Source organism: Undibacterium sp. TJN19 (assembly GCF_049339485.1).
Lineage (GTDB): Bacteria > Pseudomonadota > Gammaproteobacteria > Burkholderiales > Burkholderiaceae_D > Undibacterium.
In genome coordinates this window covers 1-16,955 of the sequence record NZ_JBMPPL010000003.1, presented here as the reverse complement: position 1 = coordinate 16,955, position 16,955 = coordinate 1, and the positions used below count along the sequence as shown (strand labels likewise).

Here is a 16,955-nt window from a genome sequence, read left to right as displayed (position 1 = left end):
GTGCAGCACATGGTATTTGAGTATCTCAAAGCCACATAGGGTGCACCGCCGTTTGACGCCCTTTTCAACAGGACTAAGTTTTATGGAAGTATCACGCATCCGTGCCCTGCGCGGTCCCAATCTCTGGAGCCACCATACGGCAGTAGAAGCGATTGTTGCCTGCACCAATGAAGAGCTGTCAATTGCAGGTCTCAGCGGTTTCGAAGACCGCTTGCGCGCCCTGTTCCCGCAATTAAGCATATTGCAACCGACCGGGCATGACGATGCCATTCCCATCGCCCACGTATTTGAACTGACTACGCTGGGCTTGCAGGCAGAAGCGGGTTGCCCGGTCACATTCAGCCGTACCACGCAAACGCTGGAAGAAGGCATATTCCAGGTGGTTGTTGAATATTCGGAAGAAGCCGTTGGTCGTCTCGCAGTGGACCTGGCAGAAAAACTGATACATGCAGCCTTGAAAGATGAAGCCTTTGACCTGGCGGCCGCACTTGATCAATTGCGTGAACTTGATGAAGATGTGCGCCTTGGCCCCTCAACCGGTTCCATCGTCAATGCGGCGGTCGCCCGCAACATACCGTATCGCCGCCTGACCAATGGCAGCCTCGTTGCATTTGGCTGGGGCAGCCGCCAGCGCAAGATACAGGCCGCGGAAATGGATGGTACCAGTGCCATTGCCGAAGCGATTGCACAAGACAAGGAACTGACCAAGAAACTCTTGCATGCTGCTGGTGTGCCCGTGCCTTTGGGTCGCTCGGTTGTTGATACCGATGATGCCTGGGCTGCCGCGATGGAAATCGGCTTGCCGGTGGTGATCAAACCCAAAGATGGTAACCAGGGCAAAGGCGTCACGGTCAATGTGACGACACGTGAACAACTTGATGCCGGTTTTCATACTGCCAGTGAATTTCGCGACGACATCCTGGTAGAGCGGTTTTTGCCCGGCAACGATTTCCGCCTGCTGGTAGTTGGCAATAAACTGGTTGCAGCAGCGCGCCGCGACCCGCCGCAAGTAGTAGGCGACGGCAAACAAACAGTGCGCGAACTGGTTGAGCAAGTCAATAAAGACCCGCGCCGTGGCAGTGGGCATTCCACCTCGCTGACAAAAATACGCTTTGACGACATTGCCCTTGCCAGTCTGGCAAAGCAGGGTTTTGATGCTGACTCTATCCCTCCGCGCGGCCAACGCGTGGTCTTGCGCAACAATGCCAATCTGTCTACCGGTGGCGCAGCCACTGACGTGACCGATGACGTACACCCTGAAGTTGCCGCCCGTGCAGTTGCTGCGGCGCAGATGGTGGGTCTGGATATCTGTGGTGTCGATCTGGTCTGCGACAGCGTCCTGAAGCCAATAGAGCAGCAAAATGGTGGCATCGTTGAAGTCAATGCAGCACCTGGTTTGCGCATGCATTTATCACCCTCTTTTGGCAAAGGCCGCCCGGTGGGTGAGGCTATCATCTCTGCCATGTTTGATGAGCACGATGATGGGCGCATACCCATCATTGCCGTCACCGGCACCAATGGCAAGACCACCACAGTACGCCTGATCGCACATCTGCTGACAGCCAGCGGCTTGCGCACCGGCATGACCAATACCGATGGTGTCTATGTTGCCGGTACACAGATAGACAGTGGTGATTGCAGCGGTCCGCGCAGCGCGCGTAATGTGCTATCTCACCCGGATGTCGACGCTGCCGTATTTGAAACCGCCCGTGGCGGTGTGTTGCGAGAAGGTCTGGCTTACGACCGTTGCCAGGTTGCCGTTGTGACCAATATCGGCTCGGGTGATCACTTGGGGCTGAATTACATCACTACGGTGGAAGACCTGGCGGTACTGAAGCGCGTGATCGTGCAAAACGTTGCCGACAATGGTTATGCCGTATTGAATGCCGCCGACCCCATCGTTGCCAACATGGCAGGCAACTGCCCTTCTGCCGTCATCTTTTTTGCCGCCGATCACCAGCACCCCATCATGGCCGCCCACCGTGCCCAAGGCAAGCGTGCAGTGTATATTGAAGATGGACACCTGATCGCTGCCGAAGGCAAAATCCGCCATCGCATCGCCTTGGCAGACATACCCATCACGCGCAATGGCAGCATCGGCTTCCAAGTTGAAAATGTCATGGCATCAGTGGCAGCCGCCTGGGCTATCAACATCCATTGGGATAGCATCCGTGCAGGTCTGAAAACCTTCGCCAATGAAGCCGATAATGCGCCAGGACGTTTCAACGTATTCAACTTCCGTGGCGCGACCCTGATTGCTGATTATGGTCACAACCCTGACGCCATACTGGCACTGGTACAGGCGGTTGAAACCATGCCAGCCAAACGCCGTTCTGTTGTCATCAGTGGTGCAGGTGACAGGCGGGACCAGGACATCCGTCAGCAGACCGAGATACTGGGTGAAGCATTTGAAGACGTCGTGTTGTATCAGGACCAATGCCAGCGTGGCCGCGCCGATGGTGAAGTCGTTGCTCTATTGCGTGAAGGCTTGAGCAAGGCGACCAAAACCAGGCGCATAGACGAAATCAATGGTGAATTCATCGCCATTGACCTTGCCATGGACAGGCTGGAAGCAGGCGATCTTTGCCTGATCCTGATTGATCAGGTCGAAGAAGCGCTGGCACATATCGCCCAGCGTGTAGCGGCCGGTTAAACTCACTGCAAGCTTAAAAAAAATGCCGGGGCTGCTCAGCCCCGGCATTTTTTTACATCTGCTTTTTCAAGTATTGCGACCCGCCATCACCCCACCGTCAACATCCCAGATTGCGCCAGTTACCCAGGATGCCTTATCGGAGAGCAGGAAGCTAATCGCTTCCGCCATATCTTGTGGTGTGCCTATACGACCAATAGGATGAAATTGATTGAATCCCTGCAAAGCTGCAGGGATGTCCGCCTTGGGTATAAAGCCCTCATAAACGGGGGTTTCCACCACGGCTGGTGACACTGCGTTCACCCTGATATTGCTCGGGGCAAGTTCCATCGCCAGATGCTGGGTCAGAGAATGCAGGCCTGCTTTTGCCATGGAATAGGCAGAAGACGGCGTTGCCGCAATGGCCTGCTTTGCCCACATCGAACCTATATTGACAATAGCCCCGGGACGTCCACTGGCAATCATATTGGCCGCAAGCTTTTGAGTAATAAAGAATATTGCCTTGTTCAGAGCCTGATACTGATCGTAATCACTTTCACTATGATCCAGAAATGCCTTGGGGATAAACATGCCTGCAGCGTTCAGCAAAAGATTGATATCCTTGTGCGCTTCATCGATTTCTATCAAGAGCCGTTTGACATCCTCTGCCCTGGATAAATCCGCAGTCAATGCAGTGACCTGTCCCAATACAGATAATTGCCTTTGGGCGGATTCTGCCTTGTCCTTGCGTTTTCCGACAAGTACCACTTCACCACCTCGCGATAAAACCATGCGTGCAGTCTCCAGACCCATGCCGCTAGTACCGCCGACAACCAGCAGTTTCTGACCTTCAAAATCATTACTCATTACATACCCCTCATTAAACTACCAACCAATTGGTAGGCATCGGTTTTAAAAAAAGCCAGCCTCAGGCTGACACTGTGGAAAGAAAAGTGTGCGCTATGCCTGCCGGCCCATGGACATTACGCATCCCGCGCCCCAGTACCATGGCGCCTTCCAGCGCGCTCAAATAAGCTTGTGCCAATGATTCTGCTGCACAGTTTTTTTTGATCAAGCCGGCGTTCTGGGCATCATCAATAATCTGCGTCAGCCAATCGAGATTGACCTTGAAAAAGCGTGCGACTTCATCAGCAGCAGATTCGGGGAGTGAATCAGACTCTGCCCCAAGCATGCCACATACACACAGACGCCTGTCCCGGTTAAAGGTTTGTTCAAACACCGCGGCATAGGCCGACAGTCGTTCCATAGGGCTGGCATGCTGACCTTCTATGTCTAGCAATTCACCGCGAAATCCATGTGTGTAACGTTGTACCAGCACAGCCACTAATTCTTCCTTTTTAGGGAAATGATGGTGGATACTCGGCTTTTTTATGCCCACCAGCTTGGCCACATCATCATAAGAAAAACCGTTGTAACCTTGTTGCTGTATCAAACCTTGTGCAGCGTCGAGAATGCGCTCTGCCATGGGTGATATTTCTGAAAAATGTTTCATGCAATGCCCGGTGACCTGTCAGTATCAAGGAAAGGCAAATGGCCCGTCTTGACCAGGATGGTACAGCCTTCTGTACTGAAAGGACAATGTTTGCTCAAATGCGGGCTACGTATCCATGTTCCTTCAGGGTAGCGTCCAAACTCATCTTCAAAAACACCATCCAGCACATAAATTTCCTCGCCGCCAAAATGATGGTGCGGATTGAAGTAAGTGCCTGCCGCCCATCTGACCATAGCCGTATGCTCAGTGGCAAATTCTGATAGAGGTAATACCGATAAACCCGCAACCATACCTGGAAACCAGTCTGACTTCTGTGTATCAATCACAACCCGCTCGCTGTCAGCCAACTGGAGATGACGCAATTTCACGAAAAGCACACAACCGGTTTCTGAACCTGGCGCATGCGCTGAGCCTGGCGGGTTTTTGATATAGGTACCAGGTCCGTAATCACCCGTTTCATCACAGAAGATACCTTCAAGTACGAGTATTTCTTCACCCAGCGTATGGGTATGGTGAGCAAATCTGCTTCCCGGTGCATAGCGTACCAGGGAGGTCGCACGCGCCTGTTCTTCACCATCGCGCTCGAGCAGCTGTCGGCGGATACCACTGGCCGGGGAATCTGTCCATGGCAGCTTATGGCTATCGATGACGACACGTTGAGAAAAGTCTGAATGAAGCTTCATGTTTGCGCCTTATTTACCTACTAGTTGGTAGACATAATAAGAATGAAACCAAGAAGTGTCAAGCAATTGCTCATCTTTTATTCAGGCTTGCCAGTGAAACCAAGCCTTACTGCTGCGGGTGCGTTGCAAAAAATAAGCTGTTGAATCAGGTATAAAGAATCAAATCAGAAAACCGGCAGTTTCAGGTTTGGCAGTACGCGAACCAGCCAGTGGCAGATGCCTGTCATTCGCAATCTCGCCATCCAGCATCAGAGAGGTATAGCGCAGGCAACAAACCCGGAGGAAAGACGAAAAATTGTCGATATGCCCGCGATACGCGGTCAACTCATCGTATAGTTTGGTGATGAGCTGGTTGATGTTCATGCCATCGCGCTCGGCAATTTCTTGCAACACCTGCCAGAACAATTTTTCCAGCCGGATGGAGGTGACGACGCCATGCAAGCGTATCGACCTTGCCTTGGATTCATATAAACCGGGGTCGGCTTTCACAAAAATTTCACACATCATTTCCTCCCGCATATCGTCAAGAAAAATGCTTCCTGACGATTATACGGTGATCAGGCAAGCGCCGCTAAGCTGCGCAAGGGTTTATAAGTGAATCTCTGTGCCCAATAACTTCAGGTATTGCGCCAGCCAGGCCGGATGGGCAGGCCAGGCGGGTGCCGTCACAAAGTTTTTATCGGTGACCGCTTCTGTCACGGCAATATGGGCATAATGCCCGCCCGCGGCCTCCACTTCTGGCTGGCAAGCGGGGTAAGCCGAACAACGCACGCCTTCCAGTACCTTGGCTGCTGCCAGTATCTGCGCACCGTGGCACACAGCAGCAATCGGCTTATTTGTCTTGGCAAAATGTTGAACCGCTGCAATCACTTGTGGATTGAGGCGTAAATATTCTGGTGCCCGGCCACCAGGAATCAGCAGACTGTCGTAATCCTGTGGATTTGTTTTGGCAAAATCATGCGTAATGGTGAAACGGTGGCCAGGTTTTTCTGTATAAGTCTGCTGACCTTCAAAATCATGAATCGCAGTAGCGACGAAATCTCCGGCCTTTTTGTCTGGGCAAACGACATGCACGTCATGCCCCACTGCCAGCAAAGCCTGGAAAGGCACCATGGCCTCGTAATCTTCAACAAAATCACCGACCAGCATAAGAATTTTTTTAGCTGCCATGATGTCTCCTGAATAATGTTTGTGGAGACTGATTGTTGAGCAAATTTGAACACGAATGGTAATGACGGGTTACTACATGCGCATAAAAATCCAACAATCATGGCATTGTATTTCGGCTTTTATCCGCCTGTGCTGATGCTTGCTTGCCCGCAGGCAAGCAAAAACACGCTTAATTGATGTCTATTATGCTTGCAATACATCACATATCGACACGATCCCGAATAATTCGCTTGTCATTACTTAAATGACAGCAAGAACTCGTATAAAATTCACTATGCATATTCGATTATGCTTGCAGGGGTAAGAAAATCATACGGAGATAAAATGGCAGGAGCAGGATTATTGTACAAGAATCAGGTAATGCTGCTGACACAGACCTTTTTCATTAAAGATAATAAAGACGAGCTATTGCTTGGCGCACACAAATACGATTTCGACATTCTGTTTTTTGATCAGATGCGTGATTTCGTCGTGGCCGTAGAAAGCTCGGAAGGTAATAATCTGTTTGTCATCGACCTTGATGTGCTTTACAACATGCAAGACGATATGCAGCACAATCGCAGGCAAACCATGTTCCTGAGTGATTTGCTGCAACGTCTGCCGTTGGATCAAAACTATATTTACCTGCAAACCGTGCGCCAGGGCGAGCGTTTTTTGCTGCAACAAAAACTGGTCGACAGCAACTGCCTGGCCTATGCAGAAAAACCGATCACCAATGATGTACTGGTCGATAAATTATTCAATATCTTCGCCCAGCACAGTCGCGGCGAATCCAATACCGTGGTCTATCTTGGCGACCAGGCGTCACTGGATACGCAATTACTGGCAGATAACCAGGTTGAATTACTGCAATACCAGGATGCCCGGACCTTGCATGTGCGCGTCAAAGAAGCGCAGCCAGATATCGTCGTCATCGAAGAAGCTCAGTACCTGCAAACCGAAGCACTGGTACGCGTACTGAAAAAAAATATAGAATTTGATCCTGGCCGTGAAATCATTTTACTGCAAAGCCGTCTTGATCCTGCGCTGGCACGGCGAGCGCTAGACAGTGGCTTCGACGAAATACTGCCAGCCAACGATATCGACGTGTTGACACGTCAGTTGCTTAACCGCATCAATAAAATTCGCGCCAGTAAAGACCTGATCAGCCGCGACCGCGCTACCGGTCTGTTGAACAAGGTCGGCCTGCAAAAGAAAGCACAGGAATGGATACGCCGCGCCAGCCGCGAAAACAAGCCCCTTGCCTACGGCATCATTGACATCGACAAATTCAAAAACATCAACGACACCTGGGGTCACTATTTCGGCGATATCGTCATCAAACGCCTGTCGCTGGTACTGTCTGCCCAGCTGGGTGAACGCGACCTGCTGAGCCGCTTTGGTGGTGAAGAATTCGTGGTTGTCTTCTGGGATAGCACACTGGAGCAAGGCAAGCAAAAACTGGATGCCATGCGCGAAGCTTTTGGCAGGGTCGTGTTTGAAGTCAAGCCTGGTGAAAATAAAAATTTCAGTTTCAGCGGCGGTGTTGCTGACTACCCCAACTGCAAGACTGAAAACGAAATGTTCCTGCAAGCCGATGCGATGTTATATCAGGCCAAACAGGGTGGACGGAATCAGATTTGTATCAGCGGTAAATAATCTGGTTCGAAGCCTATGCCGTAGTTCGGGCCAGGCCCTAGCTACGGCATAGGCATCAACCACCCAACACTGAGCCTCTACAAACTTATACCTTATTTAACGCTGAGTGTTGGGCTGATAAAGCGCAGCCCAACCTACGAAGCCGACGTTGCTTCAACATTGACAGGCTGTGTCAAAGTGCGGCGATAGAATCGTGTCCACCAGCACCAAACAACTGCTGCTTGACATGCGCCAACTGATCCCTGACTTGTGCAGCTTTTTCAAATTCAAGATTCTTCGCATGATCCAGCATCAGTTTTTCCAGTCGTTTGATTTCGCGGCTGATCTGCTTCTCACTCATCATTTCATAACGCGCCTGCTCTTGTGCTACGGCGAGTTCTTGTTTCGCTTCTTGCGGGCTATACACGCCATCAATGATGTCCTTGATCTGTTTGCGTATACCAACCGGGGTAATATTATTTGCCAGATTGAAGGCTAACTGCTTGTTGCGACGGCGCTCGGTTTCACCCATGGCACGCTTCATGGAATCAGTAATTTTATCTGCATACAGAATCGCCTTGCCATGCAGGTTACGTGCAGCACGGCCTATGGTCTGGATGAGGCTGCGTTCAGAACGCAAAAAACCTTCCTTATCAGCATCCAGTATCGCTACCAAAGAGACTTCCGGTATATCCAGGCCTTCACGCAGCAAGTTGATGCCAACCAGTACATCAAACGTGCCCAGGCGCAGGTCACGGATAATTTCTACCCGTTCAACCGTGTCGATATCGCTATGCAGATAACGTACCTTGATACCGTTATCGCTGAGGAATTCAGTCAACTGTTCTGACATGCGCTTGGTCAGCGTGGTGACCAGTACGCGTTCGTTTTTCTTGACGCGGTCAGTGATCTCGGTCATCAGGTCATCCACCTGCGTCAATGCCGGGCGCACTTCAATTTCAGGATCAACCAAACCAGTCGGACGTACTAACTGCTCTACCACCTGATCAGCATGTTTGTCTTCGTAATCACCAGGTGTTGCCGAGACAAATACAGTTTGCCGCAATTTGCTTTCAAATTCAGCAAATTTCAAAGGCCGGTTATCAAGTGCCGAGGGAAGGCGGAAGCCATAATCGACCAGATTGGTCTTGCGCGCCCTGTCGCCGTTATACATGCCGTTTAACTGGCCAGTCAGCACATGCGATTCATCGAGAAACATCAGGGAATCTGGCGGCAGGTAATCAACCAGTGTCGGCGGCGGGTCACCCGGTTTGGCACCACTTAAATGACGGGAATAATTTTCAATACCCTTGGTGAAACCGATCTCGGCCATCATTTCCAGATCGAAGCGGGTGCGCTGTTCTATGCGCTGTTCTTCGATGAGTTTGTTCTCACGGCGGAAAAAATCCAGGCGTTCGCGCAATTCTTCCTTGATGGTTTCCACCGCACGCAACACGGTTTCACGCGGCGTCACGTAATGCGAGCCCGGATAGACGGTGAAGCGTGAGATTTTTTGCTTGATACGGCCAGTCAACGGATCAAACAATTGCAGGTTTTCGATTTCATCATCAAACATTTCCACGCGCACAGCCAGTTCTGCATGTTCTGCCGGGAAGATGTCAATGGTATCGCCCCGCACACGGAAAGTACCGCGACCAAAGTCAATTTCATTGCGCGTATATTGCATCTGTATCAGCCTGGCGATCACATCGCGCTGGCTGACCTTGTCCTTGGCGCGCAAGGTCAAAATCATCTTGTGATATTCGTTGGGATTACCGATACCATAGATAGCCGACACGGTTGCCACGATGATGACATCGCGCCTTTCCATCAGCGATTTGGTGCACGACAGGCGCATTTGTTCTATGTGTTCATTGATGGCAGAATCTTTCTCAATGAACAAGTCGCGCTGCGGCACATACGCTTCTGGTTGATAGTAATCGTAATAACTGACAAAATACTCCACCGCATTGCGTGGAAAGAATTCCCTGAACTCACTGTACAACTGTGCTGCCAGGGTTTTATTCGGTGCAAATATGATCGCTGGCCTACCGGTTCTGGCAATCACATTGGCCATCGTATAGGTCTTACCTGACCCCGTTACCCCCAGCAGTGTCTGAAAAAACAAACCATCATTGATCCCCTCTACCAATTGCGCTATCGCCGCAGGCTGATCGCCGGCAGGCTGAAACATTTGATATAACTGGTAGGGTGAATCCGGAAAACTGATAAATTTCGCTTCGTCCAGCTGTTCGGACAAAGCCATTGAATTGACTGGTGCTACCGCCATGATGCTCTTACCTTTGCTAAAATAGGTGGCTGTATCTTGCAATCTGCCCATTCCAACCTTGACTGTCGGCAACGACAAATAATTTCCATATTATCACGATGACTGCTCCTGCTTCTTCTCCCCTGTTTTCTGCCATAGAAATGGCCCCACGCGACCCTATATTGGGTATCACAGAAGCCTTTAACGCCGACCCGAATCCTGCCAAGGTTAACCTGGGTGTAGGCGTGTATTACGACGACAATGGCAAGGTGCCATTGCTGGAATGCGTCAAAAAAGCCGAAGCGATTTTGATGGAAAAATTCTCTCCACGTACGTATTTGCCTATCGAAGGCCTGGCTGCCTATGATAAAGCAGTACAGGAGCTGGTGTTTGGGGCCGACAGCGCCGTCGTTAAAGAGAAGCGTGCCATTACTGCTCAAGCCATTGGTGGCACAGGCGCATTGAAACTGGGCGCTGATTTCCTGCAACGTTTTTCACCCACATCCGAAGTCTGGATCAGCGACCCAAGCTGGGAAAACCACCGCGCCCTGTTTGAATCAGCCGGTTTCACCGTCAAATCCTATCCTTATTATGATGCGACGACACGTGGTGTCAATTTCAGCGGCATGCTCGATGCATTAAAAACCATGCCAGCCAGTTCCATCGTCTTATTGCATGCATGCTGCCACAACCCCACTGGTGCTGACCTGACCGAGGATGAGTGGACGCAAGTCATAGAAGTGGTCACCCAGCGCGGCCTGATCCCCTTCCTGGACATGGCTTATCAGGGTTTTGGTGAAGGTATTGACGCTGATGGTAAAGTGGTACGCCGTTTTGCTGAAGCCGGTGGCGCATTGTTTGTGTCCAATTCATTCTCCAAATCCTTCTCTTTATATGGCGAACGTGTCGGTGCCCTCAGCATCGCGGCATCCAGTGCAGAAGAAGCTGCGCGCATCATGTCGCAATTGAAACGCGTCATCCGCACCAACTACTCCAACCCGCCGACACACGGCGGCCAGGTTGTTGCCACCGTATTAGCAACACCTGAATTGCGCCAGTTATGGGATGAAGAACTGGCAGGCATGCGCGTACGTATACGTGAAATGCGTACTGATTTTGTCAATAAACTCAAGGCCAAAGCACCCGGCCATGAATTTGATTTTGTCATCAAACAATGCGGTATGTTCTCGTATTCCGGCCTGAGCAAAGAGCAAGTTGGCAAATTGCGTGACGACAATTCCATCTATGCAGTAGACACCGGCCGTATTTGTGTCGCTGCACTCAACAGCAAAAATATCGATAACGTTATCGATGCGATTGCCAAAGTCTTGTAATTCGGTTCGGCACTGGTGTTGACAAACACGGTGCCGAAGCATATAATCTTTGTCTCTGTTCCCTGATAGCTCAGTTGGTAGAGCGACGGACTGTTAATCCGCAGGTCCCTGGTTCGAGTCCAGGTCGGGGAGCCACAGAATTTGAAGTAAGTAGTGAACTTAATAAAAAATCACTACAAAAAAGTTTATTGAAGATCACCATATCTTCTATTCCCTGATAGCTCAGTTGGTAGAGCGACGGACTGTTAATCCGCAGGTCCCTGGTTCGAGTCCAGGTCGGGGAGCCAAATTTAGAGAAGAGTTACTTGCCAAGGCCAGTAACTCTTTTTTTTCCGCCCTTTTCCGCCATGACCCATGGCAAGCAAGTCGGACAGAGTTTCAGCAGCTTGGTATTTTATGTACGCGGCGTAAAAATCAGCTTAGAAATTCAGATGACGATATACCGGTTGACGTACTATCCCGGCTAAAGAAAATCGTACAAATATCCCTCCTTTCATCGCAATACTTCACGATTACAATTCAAAGAAACATAGCTGTACCTTTTGCCTCCTCCTCTTTTACTGATGATCTGAGCAGATTTCATTCGTGTTCATCAACAATTGTCTTCATCACACCTTGACCCGAAGCCAGTTCATGATCCAATTTTCTTCCCAGGTTTTACCGCCGTCACGCGATACCGCCTGATACCATCGGCACGATACAGGCGTAATCTGATCCCACACACCACGCACGATGACAGGCTTGCCACCATCGACCTCATCCGATTCCCATGTCCCTATACCGTTCGTAAAACTCCCCCAGCAAGGCGATGGATTCAGAACACCAATTTTACCGTTGACCCAGTAATCAGCCCATAACTTGCGTTCAACATCAAGCAGCCTCAAACCCATACCGTTGAATTTACGGTCCGGAATCCGCAACTCTTCAACGCTTGCAATGCCCCCAAGAGTTCCAACGACGCTTGCTTCGCCCTCGAATAAATCCCACTTATTGTCTATCAACTGGCGATGCTTGATTTTCCAGTTCCCGGATAGAAAGTCGAAATCACCAGCAGCACCTGTGAATGCTGGCATTGATGGCCTTACTGTCGCTGCGTTCGCTGTGTTCAGCCCAAACTGGCCTACCGCAGCCATGCTTGCTGCCACTTGAAGCACAGCCCTGTGTTGCAAATCAGATGGATTATTCATCTTAAGACCTTCCAAAAATATTTACGCGTTCGCTAATCAATACCGTTATTAGTGGCATGGCCACGCAGCAGACAAGTTCCATGAAGTGCTTGGCGGTGATGCCTTAATCCTCAATGAACTTGAACAACTTCACTGTTGCGCTTAAATATAGCTTAAGATGAAATTAGGACGAATTTCGCCCTATTAATCTGAAAGAAGGCCGGTTGGACGCGTCGTTAACGCCAGGTATTGAGAACTTGACTGGCATTGCCGACGCTGACGCGCCTGCCTTTCTGGAATGATGACTCGCGTACGCTGGATAACTATCACAGCCACGGATTACAAATCTCGCTAACGGATTTGAATGCGAACGACAGCATCATTTAACACATCAATCCTACCAAGCTGAATAACATGCGCCAAACGCTACCAAGCAAGCGCCGGAAGCGCTCGCTTGTACAAAACTGGCAGGGCAGAAATTAGATTGATGCCTGCCCCGCGAATGCAGTTTTATGCAATCAGATTGCCAGTCGAAATGGTACCTATCGTACCCGTCAACTGCACAAAGAAGTCGGTGTTGTCGAACTGACTGGTATCGGAACCGGTGTTCTGGAACAGATAAGTACCAGCTGCTGTGCCTGTTTGTATTGTGATCAGGTAAGCCTGGTTTGTATTGTTCAGAACGATGGCAAGGCCTGCAGTAATGGTAGCCAGGTAGTTGCCGGTATCGGCATTGCCGATGATGTAGGAGCCCACACTCGCCGCATTGACACCAGTCTTGAAGTAGTCAGTGCCTGTCGAGTTGAAGTTACCCACGATGTCTACCTGCGTCTTGTTGGACATATTGGCACCACTTTCTATCAGCGTTTCAGAACCAGAACCTGAGAACTGCAGGTTGATGGTGTCGACCGCTGCACCACCTGTGATGGTAGTGGAAGATGAGCTGGAACCCAACAGGTTCAGAGTCTGGCCGCCAGTACCCATGATAATGGTGTTGTCGCCTGTGCTCTTCGTGTAGTTCAAGGTCACGCCTGCGCCATTCTGATTGGTAATGCTGGTAGTCCCTGTGCTGCCCGCCACGTTGATGATTTCGACGTTAGCGATCTTGGTGCTGAAATCCAGGTTCTGCGTGCTGGTGGTGCCGACATTAAGAATGTCCGTACCATTGCCGCCATCAATCGTGGTCAGGAAGTTGATAACCTGGTTGGCCGTGAAATTGAACACATCCGTACCGGTACCACCAATCACGCTGACAGCCACGTTGGCTGAAGTGAAGTTGTTGGTGCCATTGGCGAGGTTGTACTTTTCTATCGTGCTGATGGCATTGAAAGTACCAGACGTTGTCAGGTTCAGTGTTTCTGTTCCTGATGCATTGACGGTGCCGGTAAATTGCGACATCTGGGCGATTGTTGCCGTGATGTTGGCATTATTGACCACGGTCAGGTTTTCAAAACCTGTGATCGTGGCATTGCTGATATCTGGTATGGACGAGAAGAAGGCCAGACTGTCTGTACCAGTATTGCCAGCGGTATAAGTGCCGAGGATGGTCACGCCATTCAGGGCCAGGCTGTTATTGCCGTTGCCTAACGCCGCCGTGCTGGAAACAGTGGCGTTGATCGTGACGTTGTCGTTACCTGTACCACCAGTGTAGTTAACACCCGCGGTGGCGGAGTTCATGTTGACCGTATTGGTACCGGTGGCACTGCCTTTGACAGTCGCTGTGCCTGTCAGGGCATTGGCCGTCCAGGTAAAGCCACCCAGGGTAATGCCGCTGGCATCAACGTTAATCAGCGAGGTGCTGGTGGCTGGCATGGTCAGGCCTGCATTGCCGCTGACATAGATGTTCTTGACCGAGCTACCGAGTATGGTCAGCGTGTCATTGAAAAGACCTGTCGGTGTGGCCTGGCCGTCAACGGTGGTGATATTGAAAGTCTCGACGCCGGATGCCGTAATACCCGTGGTGGCAAAGGCAACGGCAGTAGTACTGGCATCTGTCAGTGTCAGGTTGACGATATCGTTGACACCACCGGTAAATGCAGGATTGGAAAAGGTCATGGCGGTGCCGGTGCCTGTCAGTGTCACGGTGCTATTGCTGGCCAGGTTACTCAAGGTCAACCCGTTGGCGCCTGCGCCCAGGGTGATGTCGGTATAGTTACCCAGGGTTTGTACATCGACGGTCTGGGAGGTGACGCTGGTCAGACGCAATTTTTCGAAACCTGTCACATTGCTGGCAAACGTACCCGAGCCGGAGGCGACAGCTGCATAGGCGGCTGACAGCACGATGGTGTCAGTACCCAGGCCGCCATTCACAACAATAGGCAGCAAGGCAGTGTTGGGAATGAAGGTATCATCGCCCGAGCCGCCATTGATGGTGGTGAAGCCCGCAGACGTGTTATAGGTAATGGTATTGGTACCATTAGCCAGGTTCAATACCTTGAGGTTGCTGAGCGTGCCGCCAGTGCTGCCATTGTTGATACTGACTGTGCCTGCTGTGGTCAGGGTCAGTATATCGGTGTCCGCCGCATTACCAGCGATGGTCGTACCATTGAGGCCAGGGATGGTGGACATGAAGATGTCATTGGCGCCAGGTGTACCATTGAAGGTGCCACCCGTAGTCACTGAAACTGCATTGGCAATACCAAAATCACTGGCAAAGATAGTACCTGTTGTGCCACCCAGCTTAACGATGAAATCGCTGGCATCAACTGCCCCTACACTGCCGCCAGTATTTTGGAAGGCATAAATACCCGCCGCTGTACCGCTATTCACGGTAATGGTATACGCCTGGCCTGTATTTGCCAGGCTGGCGCCCGCTGCCGTTGCTGCTGTAGCGATGGCTGCCGCCAGACTACTGCTGTCGGCATTGGCAATGTTCAGGTTAAACAGCGAAGTAGGCAAAACACCAGTAGCAAAAATGTCTGCACCTGCCGCCTTGAAGTTATTGATGGTATCAATGGCATTGATGTTCGAGCCCACCGCGATGACATCCGCACCAGTTGCTGTCGTGGACAAATTGATGACATCCGCACCAGAACCGCCAGTGATGGTCGTGCGGCCTGTGCCCGTGCCCAGAATATTGAGGGTCTGGCCACCTGAGCCGAGGGTGATGTTGTTGATATCAGTAGCAGCAGACTTGGTGAAGTTCAGGGTGACGCCTGGGCCATTTTCATTCGTCACGGTCCAGGTTGGCGTCGTACCGCCGGTGACGTTGATGACTTCTACATTGCTGACTTTGGCAGACAGGTCAATAGCTGCAGTCACAGCACCGACATTGAGGGTATCCGTACCCGCACCGCCATTGATGGTCGCAGCAGCAGCGATAACGGCTGAGCTGGCATTGATGGTGTCATTACCCGAGCCACCCGTTACAGAAACCAGACCGCTTGCCGCTGTGAAAGTGTTACCCCCATTTGCCAGTACATAATTTTCTACATTGCTATTGCCAGTAATACTGCCGGCAGTCGTGATGTTGACTGTCTCAGCACCTGCGGCGACAACCGTAGTGAAAGCGCTGTATTGTGCAGCTGTCATGGTAACTGACGCGTTATTGTTGATATTGACGGTTTCAAAACCACTGACATTGGCCGCGCTGATATTGCTGCCATTGAACAGGTACAAGGTATCGGATGTGCCCGAACCAGCCACAAAGGTACCGGTATAGGTTTTGCCTTCCATGATCAGGGTATTGCTGCCTGCCCCCAGATTGATATTACCAGCCAGCATGGAGTTGCCACTATTTGCCAGATCAACATAGTCACTGCCTGAGCCACCATTGACGGTGGTAATGCCAGAATTCGCCACAGTGAAGAAGACAACATTGGCAGCGCTACTGTCCATCGTCAGCGTCTTGATATTGGTAATGGTATTACCACTACCAATATTCACCGTACCACCTCCAGAGATGGTGATAGTGTCAGAGTCAGCATTGTTACCATTGACGGTAGTACCGATCAGGGCAGCGGCGTTGCCTGTGAAATTTTCATTGAGACCAGCTGTGCCATTGAATGTCCCGCCGGCAGTCAGCGCAGTACCATTGGCCGCTTGGCCACCGCCATTCGATGGGCTGGTGCCTATAGTGCCGGCAATGGCAGCACCACTACCTGATACCGAGATCGCATTGGTCGTCGTCATGTTATTGACACCACCACCAGTCGTATTCGAAGCCGAAGTCACGTCATACACCAGCGTACCACCAGTGATGGAGATAAAGGACAGATCGATATTATTGGCCCCTGCCACATCATCAACGATAGTCAGTTGATGCGGGCCTGCACCAGAGAATGTCAGCACCGGACCAGACAGATTCAAGGCCGCGCGCGCAGCGATTAATGCGGCATACTGGCTGGCAGTAATGACGACTGCTGAATTGCTGACGATATTTTCAATCCCAGACAAAGTCGCACCAGCCAGATTGATCGCACCGTAAGTGACCAGTGTATCGTTACCCGCACCCAGATTGATCGTGTCTGTCACAACGCGAGCAACAGCAGTTGCTGTGGATTGTGTATTGAGGTTCACACCGTTTTCAACAACGTTGTACGTACCGGCAACATAGTTACCCAGCAGGACAACGC

At 50.9% G+C, this 16,955-nt stretch carries 11 protein-coding genes and 2 tRNA genes; 5 read left to right on the top strand and 8 right to left on the bottom strand.

All coding sequences use genetic code 11. The features are described from left to right. Positions 1-82 precede the first annotated feature (82 nt). On the top strand, positions 83-2,653 hold the full coding sequence (gene cphA, locus ACO0LH_RS11300) for a cyanophycin synthetase (protein ID WP_422941187.1): 2,571 nt from the start codon (positions 83-85) through the stop codon (positions 2,651-2,653). 66 nt (positions 2,654-2,719) lie between these two features. Here cphA and ACO0LH_RS11295 read toward each other — a convergent pair whose 3' ends face one another. The 5 genes from ACO0LH_RS11295 to ACO0LH_RS11275 all read right to left on the bottom strand — a co-directional run bounded on the left by ACO0LH_RS11295 (position 2,720) and on the right by ACO0LH_RS11275 (position 5,995). After that, positions 2,720-3,496, bottom strand: coding sequence for an SDR family NAD(P)-dependent oxidoreductase (locus ACO0LH_RS11295; RefSeq protein WP_422941186.1), 777 nt, complete (start codon positions 3,494-3,496; stop codon positions 2,720-2,722). Between the two features lie 61 nt (positions 3,497-3,557). Beyond that, a complete protein-coding gene (locus tag ACO0LH_RS11290) occupies positions 3,558-4,142 on the bottom strand; it encodes a TetR/AcrR family transcriptional regulator (protein WP_422941185.1) in 585 nt (194 codons plus the stop codon). Beyond that, positions 4,139-4,825 (bottom strand): cupin domain-containing protein, encoded by a 687-nt coding sequence (locus tag ACO0LH_RS11285; protein ID WP_422941184.1) that lies wholly within the window; start codon positions 4,823-4,825, stop codon positions 4,139-4,141. Before ACO0LH_RS11285 ends, ACO0LH_RS11290 begins: the two co-directional genes overlap by 4 nt. A gap of 159 nt (positions 4,826-4,984) precedes the next feature. Next, the gene (locus ACO0LH_RS11280; protein ID WP_422941183.1) at positions 4,985-5,329 is read right to left on the bottom strand and encodes a ribbon-helix-helix domain-containing protein; all 345 of its coding nucleotides are present in this window, start codon (positions 5,327-5,329) and stop codon (positions 4,985-4,987) included. A gap of 84 nt (positions 5,330-5,413) precedes the next feature. Continuing rightward, entirely contained in the window at positions 5,414-5,995 is a 582-nt protein-coding gene (locus ACO0LH_RS11275; protein ID WP_422941182.1) for a DJ-1/PfpI family protein, read from the bottom strand. 324 nt (positions 5,996-6,319) lie between these two features. On the opposite strand from ACO0LH_RS11275, the gene ACO0LH_RS11270 reads away from it, so the two are divergent. After that, complete coding sequence (locus tag ACO0LH_RS11270) at positions 6,320-7,633, top strand: diguanylate cyclase (protein ID WP_422941181.1); 1,314 nt, start codon at positions 6,320-6,322, stop codon at positions 7,631-7,633. 172 nt (positions 7,634-7,805) lie between these two features. Here ACO0LH_RS11270 and uvrB read toward each other — a convergent pair whose 3' ends face one another. Further along, positions 7,806-9,902: an excinuclease ABC subunit UvrB gene (uvrB, locus tag ACO0LH_RS11265; protein ID WP_422941180.1), complete on the bottom strand. Its 2,097-nt coding sequence runs from the start codon at positions 9,900-9,902 to the stop codon at positions 7,806-7,808. Between the two features lie 98 nt (positions 9,903-10,000). Here uvrB and ACO0LH_RS11260 point away from each other — a divergent pair, with 98 nt between their 5' ends. The 3 genes from ACO0LH_RS11260 (at position 10,001) to ACO0LH_RS11250 (ending at position 11,502) form a co-directional block, all read left to right on the top strand. Then, on the top strand, positions 10,001-11,215 hold the full coding sequence (locus ACO0LH_RS11260) for an aromatic amino acid transaminase (protein ID WP_422941179.1): 1,215 nt from the start codon (positions 10,001-10,003) through the stop codon (positions 11,213-11,215). Between the two features lie 59 nt (positions 11,216-11,274). Next, positions 11,275-11,350, top strand: a tRNA-Asn gene (locus ACO0LH_RS11255). A gap of 76 nt (positions 11,351-11,426) precedes the next feature. Beyond that, positions 11,427-11,502, top strand: a tRNA-Asn gene (locus tag ACO0LH_RS11250). Between the two features lie 321 nt (positions 11,503-11,823). Here ACO0LH_RS11250 and ACO0LH_RS11245 read toward each other — a convergent pair. Together ACO0LH_RS11245 and ACO0LH_RS11240 are read right to left on the bottom strand one after the other, a co-directional pair. Further along, the gene (locus ACO0LH_RS11245; RefSeq protein WP_422941178.1) at positions 11,824-12,402 is read right to left on the bottom strand and encodes a hypothetical protein; all 579 of its coding nucleotides are present in this window, start codon (positions 12,400-12,402) and stop codon (positions 11,824-11,826) included. Between the two features lie 489 nt (positions 12,403-12,891). After that, the coding region (locus tag ACO0LH_RS11240) for a beta strand repeat-containing protein (protein ID WP_422941177.1) at positions 12,892-16,955 on the bottom strand (4,064 nt) is incomplete at its 5' end.

What these genes read in the sequence shown, in the direction of transcription:
- cphA (WP_422941187.1), top strand. Translation starts at nt 83, where the DNA reads ATGGAAGTATCACGCATCCGTGCCCTGCGCGGTCCCAATCTCTGGAGC.
- ACO0LH_RS11295 (WP_422941186.1), bottom strand. Translation starts at nt 3,496, where the DNA reads ATGAGTAATGATTTTGAAGGTCAGAAACTGCTGGTTGTCGGCGGTACT.
- ACO0LH_RS11290 (WP_422941185.1), bottom strand. Translation starts at nt 4,142, where the DNA reads ATGAAACATTTTTCAGAAATATCACCCATGGCAGAGCGCATTCTCGAC.
- ACO0LH_RS11285 (WP_422941184.1), bottom strand. Translation starts at nt 4,825, where the DNA reads ATGAAGCTTCATTCAGACTTTTCTCAACGTGTCGTCATCGATAGCCAT.
- ACO0LH_RS11280 (WP_422941183.1), bottom strand. Translation starts at nt 5,329, where the DNA reads ATGTGTGAAATTTTTGTGAAAGCCGACCCCGGTTTATATGAATCCAAG.
- ACO0LH_RS11275 (WP_422941182.1), bottom strand. Translation starts at nt 5,995, where the DNA reads ATGGCAGCTAAAAAAATTCTTATGCTGGTCGGTGATTTTGTTGAAGAT.
- ACO0LH_RS11270 (WP_422941181.1), top strand. Translation starts at nt 6,320, where the DNA reads ATGGCAGGAGCAGGATTATTGTACAAGAATCAGGTAATGCTGCTGACA.
- uvrB (WP_422941180.1), bottom strand. Translation starts at nt 9,902, where the DNA reads ATGGCGGTAGCACCAGTCAATTCAATGGCTTTGTCCGAACAGCTGGAC.
- ACO0LH_RS11260 (WP_422941179.1), top strand. Translation starts at nt 10,001, where the DNA reads ATGACTGCTCCTGCTTCTTCTCCCCTGTTTTCTGCCATAGAAATGGCC.
- ACO0LH_RS11245 (WP_422941178.1), bottom strand. Translation starts at nt 12,402, where the DNA reads ATGAATAATCCATCTGATTTGCAACACAGGGCTGTGCTTCAAGTGGCA.